This window comes from Actinomadura scrupuli (genome assembly GCF_050971785.1).
GTDB lineage: Bacteria > Actinomycetota > Actinomycetes > Streptosporangiales > Streptosporangiaceae > Actinomadura_E > Actinomadura_E scrupuli.
This window is the reverse complement of record NZ_JBPCCU010000019.1, coordinates 32,853-44,221: the sequence shown is the minus strand read 5'-3', so window position 1 is coordinate 44,221 and position 11,369 is coordinate 32,853. Positions and strand designations below refer to the sequence as shown.

The 11,369-nt window shown below is 73.1% G+C and carries 8 protein-coding genes; all 8 read left to right on the top strand.

Going from position 1 to position 11,369, the window contains the following annotated elements:
* Positions 1 to 77 precede the first annotated feature (77 nt).
* The 8 genes from ACRYCC_RS43430 (at position 78) to murC (ending at position 11,244) form a co-directional block, all read left to right on the top strand.
* Positions 78 to 1,814, top strand: a complete 1,737-nt coding sequence (locus ACRYCC_RS43430) for a peptidoglycan D,D-transpeptidase FtsI family protein (protein WP_490885264.1) — start codon at positions 78 to 80, stop codon at positions 1,812 to 1,814.
* A 100-nt stretch (positions 1,815 to 1,914) separates the two neighbouring features.
* Positions 1,915 to 3,462 (top strand): UDP-N-acetylmuramoyl-L-alanyl-D-glutamate--2,6-diaminopimelate ligase, encoded by a 1,548-nt coding sequence (locus ACRYCC_RS43425; RefSeq protein ID WP_433820079.1) that lies wholly within the window; start codon positions 1,915 to 1,917, stop codon positions 3,460 to 3,462.
* Positions 3,459 to 4,853, top strand: a complete 1,395-nt coding sequence (locus ACRYCC_RS43420; protein WP_433820078.1) for a UDP-N-acetylmuramoyl-tripeptide--D-alanyl-D-alanine ligase — start codon at positions 3,459 to 3,461, stop codon at positions 4,851 to 4,853. The genes ACRYCC_RS43425 and ACRYCC_RS43420 overlap by 4 nt, the downstream gene beginning before the upstream one ends.
* Entirely contained in the window at positions 4,850 to 5,908 is a 1,059-nt protein-coding gene (gene mraY / locus ACRYCC_RS43415) for a phospho-N-acetylmuramoyl-pentapeptide-transferase (protein WP_433820077.1), read from the top strand. The genes ACRYCC_RS43420 and mraY overlap by 4 nt, the downstream gene beginning before the upstream one ends.
* A complete protein-coding gene (gene murD, locus ACRYCC_RS43410) occupies positions 5,905 to 7,293 on the top strand; it encodes a UDP-N-acetylmuramoyl-L-alanine--D-glutamate ligase (protein ID WP_433820075.1) in 1,389 nt (462 codons plus the stop codon). Before mraY ends, murD begins: the two co-directional genes overlap by 4 nt.
* Before the next feature lie 64 nt (positions 7,294 to 7,357).
* On the top strand, positions 7,358 to 8,638 hold the full coding sequence (gene ftsW, locus ACRYCC_RS43405) for a putative lipid II flippase FtsW (RefSeq protein WP_433820074.1): 1,281 nt from the start codon (positions 7,358 to 7,360) through the stop codon (positions 8,636 to 8,638).
* A 72-nt stretch (positions 8,639 to 8,710) separates the two neighbouring features.
* Positions 8,711 to 9,802: an undecaprenyldiphospho-muramoylpentapeptide beta-N-acetylglucosaminyltransferase gene (gene murG / locus ACRYCC_RS43400; protein ID WP_433820072.1), complete on the top strand. Its 1,092-nt coding sequence runs from the start codon at positions 8,711 to 8,713 to the stop codon at positions 9,800 to 9,802.
* Positions 9,799 to 11,244 (top strand): UDP-N-acetylmuramate--L-alanine ligase, encoded by a 1,446-nt coding sequence (gene murC / locus ACRYCC_RS43395; protein ID WP_433820071.1) that lies wholly within the window; start codon positions 9,799 to 9,801, stop codon positions 11,242 to 11,244. Before murG ends, murC begins: the two co-directional genes overlap by 4 nt.
* The last annotated feature ends 125 nt before the right edge of the window (positions 11,245 to 11,369 follow it).

The window sequence follows — 11,369 nt, the reverse complement described above, 5'->3', positions numbered from 1 at the left end:
ACGGCGCGCGGCCCGGCGGCCCCGGCCGGGGCGGACCCGGCCGCCCGCCGCCCCGCCGCCCGCGGCCGCGGATGGTCATGGTCCGCCGGGACCCCCTCAAGCGCCTCAACATCGGGCTGCTCCTGATCGCCTTCGTGCTGTCGCTGTTCGCGGGCCGGCTGGTGCAGCTGCAGGGCATGGAATCCGCCGTCTACACCAAGATGGCGATCAAGCAGCGGCTGACCGAGATCACCCTGCCCGCCGTCCGCGGTGACATCACCGACGCACAGGGCAAGCAGATCGCCATGACCGTCGAGGCACGCGCGATCTTCGCCGACCCGGTGATGGTCCGGCCCGACCAGCGCGCCAAGATCGCACAGACGCTGGCGCCGATGCTCGGCCTCGACCAGGCGCAGATCCTCAGGTCGCTGACGCCCGCCAGGCCGGACACCCGCTACGTCGTGCTCGCGCACAACATCCCGCCCGACCAGGCCCGGATGGTGATGGCGCTGTCGTTCACCGGGATCGGCTCCGTGCGCGAGTACCGCCGGGTCTACCCCAGCGACACCCTGGCGGCCAACGTCGTCGGCTTCGTCAACCAGAGCGGCAGCGGCGGGGCCGGCCTGGAGAGCGGCATGAACCGGCTGCTCGGCGGCCGGCCCGGCTGGCAGCGGGTGGAGACCAGCCGGGACGGCCAGCACATCCCGATGGGCGAGGACCAGACCCGCAAGCCGATCCCCGGCAGGGGCCTGCGGCTCACCCTGCTGCAGGACCTGCAATACCACGCCGAGAAGGCGATCGCCGCCCAGGTGAAGGCGGTCAAGGCGGCCAGCGGCAGCGTGATCGTCATGGATCCGCGGACCGGGCAGATCCTGGCCATGGCCAGCAGCCCCACCTTCAACCCCAACCACCCCGCCAGCTCCAAGCCCGCCGACTGGACCAACCGGGTCGTCCAGGAGGCCTTCGAGCCCGGCAGCACCAACAAGGTCATCACCGCCGCCGCGGTCCTGGAGAAGGGCGGGATCACCCCGCAGACCCCGTTCACGGTGCCGGACCACATCAAGAAGTACGACGCCGTCCTCAAGGACTCCCACCCGCACGCCACCGAGCGCCTGACCTTCGGCGGGGTGCTGGCCAAGTCCAGCAACGTCGGGACGGTCCAGGCCAGCGAGCACATCACCGGCCAGCAGCTCTACCAGTTCATGCGCGACTTCGGCTACGGCCAGCCCACCGGTGTCGGCCTGCCCGGGGAGACCATGGGCCAGCTGCCGGCGGCCGACAAGTGGTCGGGGACCCAGCGCTACACCATCGCCTACGGGCAGGGCGTGACCGTCAACGCGCTCCAGGTGGCCAGCGTCTACGCGACCATCGCCAACAAGGGGGTCCGGGTCACGCCCACCATCATCGCGGGCACGACCGACGAGCGCGGCACCTTCACCCCCGCGGCGGCACCGCCGCAGCGGCGGGTGATCACGGAGCGGACCGCCCAGCAGATCAGCGACATGCTCGAGGGCGCGACCAGTGACGAGGGCACCGCGCCGAAGGCGCAGATCCCGGGCTACCGGGTGGCCGGCAAGACCGGCACCGCCGAGAAGGTCGATCCGCGGACCGGCCGTTACTCGGGCGGCCTCTACACCGCGTCGTTCGCGGGCTTCGCGCCCGCCGACGACCCGCAGCTCGTCGTGCAGGTCGTGCTGCAGGACCCCCGGCGCGGCCACTATGGTGGCACGGTGGCGGCTCCGGTGTTCAAGGACGTCATGTCCTTCGCCTTGCAGACCCGGGGGATCCCCCCGACCGGGAGCAGGTCGCCCACGCTCGACATCCACCCCCGCTGAGTCCGGCGAGCGCCCGCGCGACGGGGCGGGCACGGCCGCCGGGCACGCCACGAAGACAACCGTTCCGCCAGCACACGTGCTCCGCACCGAAAGAGCCTCCATGCGTCCGACCATCAATCCGGCCCGGCCACTGCCCGGGCTCGTGCGGTTGCTCGCCCTGCCCCTTCCGCCGGAATGGGGGGCCGGGGTCGAGGTGACCGGTGTCACCCATGACTCGCGGGCGGTGCGGCCCGGCGACCTGTACGCCGCGCTGCCCGGCAGCCGGGCGCACGGCGCGGCCTTCGCTCGGCAGGCCGCCGAGGCGGGCGCCGTCGCGGTGCTCACCGACGAGGCCGGCCGCGCGACGGCCGCCGCCGGGGGGCTGCCCGTGCTGGTGGTCCAGGACCCCCGGGCCGTGCTGGGCCGGGTGGCCGCCTGGGCGTACGGCGACCCGGCCGGCGACCTGACCCTGATCGGCGTGACCGGCACCAGCGGCAAGACCACCACCGTCTACCTCCTGGAGGCCGGGCTGCGGGCCGCGGGGCTCAACACCGGGGTCATCGGCACCGTGGAGACCCGGATCGGCGCCACCCGGCTGGCGAGCGCGCTCACCACCCCGGAGTCCACGGACCTGCACGCGATCTTCGCGATGATGCGGGAGCAGGAGATCGGCGCCGTCGCCATGGAGGTCTCCAGCCACGCCCTGGAGCAGGGCCGGGTCGGCGGGGCCTTCTACGACGTGGCCGTCTTCACCAACCTGTCCCAGGACCACCTGGACTACCACCCGACCATGCAGGACTACTTCGCGGCCAAGGCCCGGCTGTTCACCCCCGAGTACGCGCGCGTCGGGGTGGTCAATCTCGACGACCGCTACGGGCAGGACCTGCTGGAGACGGCCCGGATCCCGCTGACCACCTTCTCCGCCCGGGGAGACCGCGAGGCGGACTGGCGGGCCGAGGACGTACGGCTCGGCGCCGACGGCAGCGTGTTCCGGGTGGTGGGCCCCGGCGGCATCGAGGCCGACGCGGCGGTCCAGCTCGCCGGTCCGTTCAACGTCGCCAACGCGCTGGCCGCCATCGTCGCGCTGGTCGAGGCCGGTATCCCGCTGTCGGCCGCGACGCTCGGCGTCGGCGCCCTGACGGGCGTCCCCGGCCGGCTGGAGCGGATCGACGAGGGCCAGGACTTCGTCACCCTGGTCGACTACTCCCACAAGCCGGGCGCGGTCGAGGCCGTCCTCACCGCGCTCCGCCCGGTCACCGAGGGCCGCCTGATCATCGTGCTGGGATGCGGCGGCGACCGGGACAAGGGCAAGCGCCCGCTCATGGGGGAGGCGGCGGCGCGCCTGGCCGACATGGCAGTATTCACCAACGACAATCCGAGATCCGAAGATCCTCTCGCCATTCTCGGCGCTATGGTCGAGGGCGGGCTGAAAGTGCCGCAGGCCGGGCGCGCGCACGTCGTGGTGGAGCCCGACCGGGCCGCCGCGATCGGGATCGCGGTCGGCCGGGCCCGGCGCGGTGACGTGGTCGTCGTCGCCGGCAAGGGGCATGAACTGGGGCAGTACGTCGCCGGTGAGGTGCTTCCGTTCGACGACCGCGAGGTCGTCCGGGAGGCACTGCGCGACCGGCGGCGGGCCGACGAGGGCAGAGGAGACGGGGAGCGGGCGTGATCTCACTCTCACTGGCGACGATCGCGGAGCTGACGCGGGGGGTCGTCCAGGGGGCGGCCCCGGACACGGTCGTGACCGGCCCGGTGGTCATCGACTCCCGGGCGGCCGAGCCCGGTTCGCTGTTCGTGGCCGTCCGCGGCGAGCGGGCCGACGGGCACGACTTCGCCGCCGCGGCGGTGCGCGCCGGTGCGGTGGCGGTCCTGGCGGAGCGGCCGCTGGACGGGCTCCCGGTGATCGTCGTGGCCGAGACGGTCGCGGCACTGGGCCTGCTGGCCCGCGGGGTCGCGGACCGGCTGCCGAAGACCACCGTGATCGGGATCACCGGCTCGTCCGGCAAGACCTCGACCAAGGACCTGGTGGCCCAGGTGGTCGGGCGGCTGGGGCCGACGGTGGCGCCGGCGGGCTCGTTCAACAACGAGATCGGGCATCCGCTCACCGTGCTGCGCGCCGACGAGGACACCCGGTATCTGGTGATGGAGAAGAGCGCCCGCGGCCTCGGCCACATCGCCTACCTCACCCGGATCGCGCCGCCCCGGATCGGCGTCGTCCTCAACGTGGGCACCGCCCACCTCGGCGAGTTCGGCAGCCGTGACGTCGTGGCGCAGGCCAAGGGCGAGCTGGTCGAGGCGCTGACCGCGGAGGGCACCGCGATCCTCAACGCCGACGACCCGCTCGTCCGCACCATGGCCGCTCGTACCGCCGCCCGGATCGTCACCTTCGGCCGGGCGCCCGACGCCCAGGTCCGCGCCGTCGGCGAGTCGCTGGACGAGCAGGGCCGGGCCCGGTTCTCCCTGGTGACCCCGGAGGGGAGCGTGCCGGTCGCCCTGCGCCTGCACGGCTCGCACGCGGTGAGCAACGCGCTGGCCGCCGCCGCGGTCGCCCGGGAGGTCGGCATGCCGCTGGCGGACATCGCGGGCGCGCTGTCGGAGGCCGTACCGGTCAGCCGGTGGCGGATGGAGGTCAGCGAGCGCGCCGACGGCGTCATCGTCGTCAACGACGCCTACAACGCCAATCCGGAGTCGATGCGCGCCGCCCTCGACGCGCTGGGCCACATGGCCCGCGGCCGGCGGGCGTACGCGGTTCTGGGGGGAATGGCGGAGTTGGGCGCCTCCTCTGTGGCGGAACACGAGAAGATCGGGCAGCATGTCGCGCGCAGCGGTGTCGCGGGGCTGATAGCGGTCGGCGCGACCGCGGCGCCGATGCTCGACGGCGCCGGGCAGGTGGGGTCATGGACGGGAGAAAGCGTGCAGGTGGATGACGCCGGTGCGGCGATGGCCGCGCTGAGCGAACGGCTTCGGCCGGGAGACGTCGTGCTGGTGAAGGGCTCCCGGGTCGCCGGGCTCGAACGCGTCGCCCAGGCGCTGCTCTCGGAAGGCGGTAACGGCGCGTGAGGAGCATCCTCGTCGCCTCGGCGCTGGCACTGATCATCGGACTGGTGGGCACCCCCCTGTGGATCCGGCTGGTCGTCCGGCTGGGCTATGGCCAGATGATCCGCGAGGAGGGCCCGGAGGCCCATCTCAACAAGCGCGGCACCCCCACGATGGGCGGCACCGTGCTGGTCGTGGCGGCGCTGATCGGCTACGGCGCCGCCCACCTGGTGACCGGCACCCCGCCGACGGTCTCGGGCGCGCTGGTGCTGTTCCTGATGACGGGCCTGGGGGTGGTGGGCTTCGTCGACGACTACATCAAGGTCTTCAAGCAGCGCAGCCTCGGCCTGCGCAGCAGCGCCAAGGCCATCGGCATCGTGATCATCGGTGTCATCTTCGCCGTGTCCTGCCTGCACTTCCCCAACACCCTGCAGATCACCCCGGCGTCCCCGCAGCTGTCGTTCCTGCGCGACTTCGGGCCCACCATCGGCCCCTACCTCTTCGTGGTCTGGGCGCTGATCCTCATCCAGGGGACCTCCAACGGCGTCAACCTGACCGACGGTCTCGACGGCCTGGCCAGCGGTGCGGCCGGCATGGTGCTGGCCGCCTATGTGATCATCGGCAACTGGCAGTTCCGGCAGAGCTGCGCCTCGGCGCTCGCCCCGCACTGCTATCCGGTGCGGGACCCGCTGGACCTGGCGGTCGTGGCCGCGGCGGTGCTCGGCGCCTGCTTCGGCTTTCTGTGGTGGAACGCGCCGCCCGCCAAGATCTTCATGGGCGACACCGGCTCGCTCGCCCTCGGCGGCGCCCTGGTCGGGCTGGCCATCACCACCCGCACGCAGTTCCTGCTGGGCATCCTGGCGGGCCTGGTCGTCATCATCACCCTGTCGGTGATCATCCAGGTCGGGTTCTTCAAGGCCACCAAGAAACGCGTGTTCAAGATGGCCCCGCTGCAGCATCACTTCGAGCTGTCCGGCTGGGCCGAGACCACCATCGTGGTGCGCTTCTGGCTGCTGCAGGGGCTGTTCGTCGCCCTCGGGCTGGGCCTGTTCTATCTCGAGTGGACCCCCAAGGGATGACGGCGGGCTCGGACTTCGCCGGCCGTGCGGTCTGCGTCGCGGGGATGGGGATCTCGGGGCGGGCCGCCGCGGCCGTGCTCGCCGGGCGCGGCGCGCACGTCACCCTCGTGGACGCGCGGGACGACGCGGCCCAGCGCGAGCTCGCCGGGCCCCTGGAGGCGCTGGGAGTGACCGTCCGGCTGGGCGACGGCGACACGCTGCCCCCCGGCACCGCCGCGGTCGTCACCTCGCCCGGCTGGCGGCCGGACGCGCCGCTGCTCACCGCCGCCGAGGCGGCGGGGATCGAGATCCTCGGCGAGGTGGAGCTGGCCTGGCGGCTGCGGGGCGGCGCCCCCTGGCTGGCCGTCACCGGCACCAACGGCAAGACGACCGTGGTCCGGATGCTCGCCCGGATGCTCGCCGCGGCCGGCCTGAAGTCGGTGGCGGTCGGCAACGTCGGCACCCCCATCGTCGAGGCGGTGCTGGGGGACTACGACGTGCTCGCCGTGGAGCTGTCCAGCTACCAGCTGCACTGGTCCAGCACGCTGGCGCCGTACGCCGCCGCCATCCTCAACGTCGCGCCCGACCACATCGACTGGCACGGCTCGCTGGAGGCCTACGCCGCGGACAAGGCCAAGATCTTCGGCCCCGGCACCATCGCCGTGGTCAACGAGGACGACACATGGCCGCCGCGGCTCGCCGGGCACGCGGACCGGGTCGTGGGCTTCACCCTCGGCGTCCCGGCGCCCGGCCGGCTGGGCGTGGTCGAGAACCTGCTCGTCGACCGCGCCTTCGTCGCCGACCCGGCCCGTGAGGCCGCCGAGCTCGCCGGGCTGGACGACGTACGGCCGTTCGCGCCGCACAACGTCGCCAACGCGCTGGCGGCGGCGGCCCTGGCCCGCGCCTACGGGGTCCCCCCGGAGGCGGTACGGGAGGGACTGCGGGCGTTCCAGCCGGATCCGCACCGCATCGCCCATGTCGCCACCGTCGCCGAGGTCGGTTACATCGACGACTCCAAGGCGACCAACCCGCACGCGGCCGCCGCCTCACTGGCGGCCTACAGCTCGGTCGTGTGGATCGCGGGCGGCCTGCTCAAGGGCGCCGACGTCGACGAGCTCGTCCGCTCGTGCTCCCCGCGGCTGCGCGGCGCGGTGCTGATCGGCACCGACCGGGCCCAAATAGCGGCGGCACTCGCGCGACACGCACCGAATGTCCCAGTGGTGGACGTACCCGACCTCGACACTGGGGCGATGGACAGCGTCGTGATCGAAGCCGCCGGACTCGCCCGGCCGGGTGACACCGTGCTCCTCGCCCCTGCGGGAGCCTCGTTCGACATGTTCACGAGCTACGGCGCGCGCGGTGACGCGTTCGCCGCGGCGGTTCGGCGGCTGGCCGAGTCCCGTTAGCGGGGCGGAGGTCGATGATCATGACCGGACGGTGCCCGGGAGCCCGGCTGGCGGGGTGCGCGCGGTGAGCGTCGCGGACGCGCCCGCGGACAAGGCACGCGACGGCGGCGAGCGCGCGGGGCGGCCCGGGCTGCGGGCCCAGACGGCGGCCGTGGTCGGCCTGCTCGACCGGCCGCTCACCTCCTACTACCTGGTGCTGGGCTGCTCGATGCTGCTGCTCGCGCTGGGCCTGACGATGGTGCTGTCGGCCTCCAGCGTGGTGCAGCTGACCAAGACGGGCTCGGCGTTCACGCTCTTCCACAAGCAGGCGATCTGGGTGGCGATCGGGCTGCCGATGATGTGGCTGGCGGCCGCGCTGCCGGTGCGGGCGTTCCGGGTGCTGTCCTATCCGCTGCTGCTGCTGTCGGTCCTGGCGCTGGTGCTGGTGCTGGTGCCCGGCATGGGCACCACCGCGGGCGTGGCGACCCGGTGGCTCAGCTTCGGCGGATTCTTCCAGCTGCAGCCGTCCGAGCCGGCCAAGCTCGCCCTCACTCTGTGGGGCGCCGACCTGCTGGCCCGCAAGGAGAAGCTGGGGCAGCTGACCGAGTGGCGGCAGCTGCTGATCCCGCTGCTGCCCGGGGCCGGGCTGGTCGTCCTGCTGGTCATGCTGGGCAACGACCTCGGCACCACCCTGGTGCTGCTCACCATCTTCCTGTCGCTGCTGTGGGTGGTCGGCGCGCCCGGCCGGCTGTTCCTCGGCATCGCCGGGCTGGTCTGCCTGCTGGTCTCCATCCTCATCATGGTCGAGCCGTACCGGCTGCAGCGGCTGACCGGGTTCCTCGACTCCTCCGGCAACAAGCTGACCACCAACTACCAGGGCACCCAGGGCCTGTACGCGGTCGCCTCCGGGGGCTGGTTCGGCACCGGGCTGGGCGAGGGCAAGGCCAAGTGGCAGTACCTCCCGCACGCCGAGACCGACTTCATCTTCGCGATCATCGGTGAGGAGCTGGGCTTGATCGGTACGCTCCTCGTGCTGGGGCTGTTCGGGCTGCTCGCCTACGCGGGCCTCCGGATCGCCCGGCGGGTCAAGGATCCCTTCATGCGGCTGGCGGCCGCCGGTGCCACGGCCTGGCTCGTGGTGCAGGCGGTGGTCAACATCGGCGCGGTCATCCGGGTGCTTCCCATCACGGGCATACCGCTGCCGCTGGTCTCGTACGGAGGATCGGCTCTGATCCCGACGTTGATCGCGCTGGGCATGCTGCTGTCGTTCGCCAAGCGTGAGCCGGGAGCCCGGCAGGCGTTGGCCGCGCGGGGTCCCGGACCCGTCACGCGGGCCCTAAGCTGGCTTGGCCTGGCAAGGCGTTAAATACGTGGTTGTACGCCGCGGTGGAGAACTGGTGAAGTTTCCCGATTGCACGTCACTGAGAGAGGTTGCCCCATGAGGGTTGTCCTGGCCGGCGGCGGGACCGCTGGACACATCGAGCCCGCCCTCGCCCTCGCCGACGCGTTGCGCCGCCTGGACCCGAGTGTCCAGGTGACCTGCCTGGGCACCGAGCGCGGCCTGGAGACCCGGCTGGTGCCGGCCCGCGGTTACGAGCTCGCGCTCATCCCCCCGGTGCCGCTGCCGCGCACGCTGACCCCGCGGCTGCTGACGGTGCCCGGCCGGCTGCGCGGCGCGATCAACGCCGCGGCCGCCGTGCTCGACAAGACCGGCGCCGAGGTCCTCGTCGGCTTCGGCGGGTACGTGGCGACCCCGGGGTACCTCGCGGCCCGCAAGCGGCACATCCCGATCATCGTGCACGAGGCGAACCCGCGGCCGGGACTGGCCAACCGGCTCGGCGCCCGGTTCACCGAGCACGTCGCGGTGTCCAACCCGGAGACCCCGCTGCCGCACGCCCGGTTCGTCGGCGTCCCGCTGCGCCAGGAGATCTCCACCCTCAACCGCCTCGCCACCGGCGACAAGGCCCGCTCCTACTTCGGCCTGCTGCCGGACCTGCCCACGCTGCTGGTCTTCGGCGGCTCGCAGGGCGCCCGCTCGCTGAACCGGGCCGCGGTGGCCGCCGCCCCGGCGTTCCGCGCCGCGGGCATCCAGGTGCTGCACATCGTGGGCCCCAAGAACACCGAGGAGCCCGAGCCCGCCGACGGCCCGCAGTACGTCACGATCCCGTACTGCGACCGGATGGACCTGGCCTACGCCGCCGCGGACGTCGCGATGTGCCGCTCCGGGGCCATGACGTGCGCGGAGCTGGCCGCCGTGGCGCTGCCCGCCGCGTACGTGCCGCTGCCGCACGGCAACGGTGAGCAGCGGCTCAACGCCGAGCCGATCGTGAACGGCGGCGGCGGGCTGCTGATCGAGGACGCCGAGCTCACCCCGGAGTGGATCGTCGGCAACCTGATCCCGATCCTGTCCGACGCCGACCGGGTCGCCGCGATGTCCGAGGCCGCCGGCCGGCTGGGCCGCCGCGACGCCGACGTCACCCTCGCCCGCATGGTCTTCGACGTCGTCCGCGACCGGGCGGCCCAGCAGTGAGTTTGATCACGCGGTCCGACGTCGTGCCCGCCGAGCGGCTGGGGAAGGTCCACTTCATCGCCATCGGCGGCGCGGGGATGTCCGGCATCGCGCGCATCATGCTCAAGCGGGGCATCGCCGTCTCCGGGAGCGACGCGCGGGACTCCGAGCTGCTGACCCAGCTGAAGGACCTGGGCGCCCAGGTCTTCATCGGCCACGCCGCCGGTCATCTGGGCGACGCCGACACGGTGGTCATCTCGACCGCGATCCGGGAGGACAACCCCGAGCTCGTCGCCGCCCGCCAGGGCGGCCTGCGGGTCCTGCACCGCTCCGCCGCCCTGGCGGCGCTGATGGCCGGCCGCCGGGCGGTGGCCGTCGCGGGCACGCACGGCAAGACCACCACCACCTCGATGCTCACCGTCGCGCTGCAGCACGCGGGCGCCGACCCGGCGTACTGCATCGGCGGCCAGCTGGTGACCACCGGGCTGGGCGCCGACGAGGGCGGCGGCGACGTCTTCGTCGCCGAGGCGGACGAGAGCGACGGCTCGTTCCTGATGTACACCCCCGCCATCGCCGTCGTCACCAACATCGAGGCCGACCACCTCGACAACTACGGCGGATTCGAGAAGGTCAAGGAGAACTTCACCCTTTTCGCCGAGCGGATCGAGCCGGGCGGCGTGCTGGTCGCCGGCGTCGACGACCCGGTGGTGCGGGAACTCGCCGCGGCCGCCCGGGCCCGCGGCCTGTCCGTGCGGACCTACGGCGAGGCGGCCGACGCCGACCTGCGGGTGACCGGATTCACCCCGCGCGGGCTGGGCTCCCGCTTCACGATCGAGTTCTCCGAGGCGGCGGGCGGCGGGGCCGCCGCCGCGATCGAGCTCACCGTGCCGGGCCGGCACAACGCCCTCAACGCCACCGCGGCGTTCGCCGTCGCCCACGTCCTCGGCTGCGACCCCGCCGCCGTACGCGACGGCCTGGCCGGTTTCGGCGGGGCGATGCGGCGCCTGGAGCTCAAGGGAGAGGCCGGCGGCGCGCAGGTCTTCGACAGCTACGCCCACCACCCGACGGAGCTGACCGCCGATCTGGAGGCCACCCGGGACTACGTGGTGCAGCGGGCCGAGCAGACGGGCGCCGCGGGCCGGATCGTGGCGGTGTTCCAGCCGCATCTCTACAGCCGGACCAAGTTCTTCGCGGCCGAGTTCGGGGCCGCGCTCGCGCTCGCCGACGTCGCCGTGGTGCTCGACGTCTATGGCGCCCGGGAGGACCCCGTGCCCGGGGTGACCGGCGAGCTCATCGCCGACGCCGTCCCGCCGGGCGGCACCGAGGTCGGCTACCTGCCCGACCAGAGCCGGGCGCCCGAGGTGGTGGCCGCGCTCGCGCGGCCCGGCGACGTCATCATCACCCTCGGCGCCGGTGACGTGACCAGGCTCGGCCCGCTGATCCTGGAGCGCCTCGCCCGCTGAGCACCCCCACCCGCGACCTCCCGCGTGATCATGCGATCGTTCGACGAACGATGCATGATCACGGCGGGGTGGTGAGTTCGCCGGCAAAACCGGGGTCTCCGGCGTGGAGTGCCGGGTGACCCGGC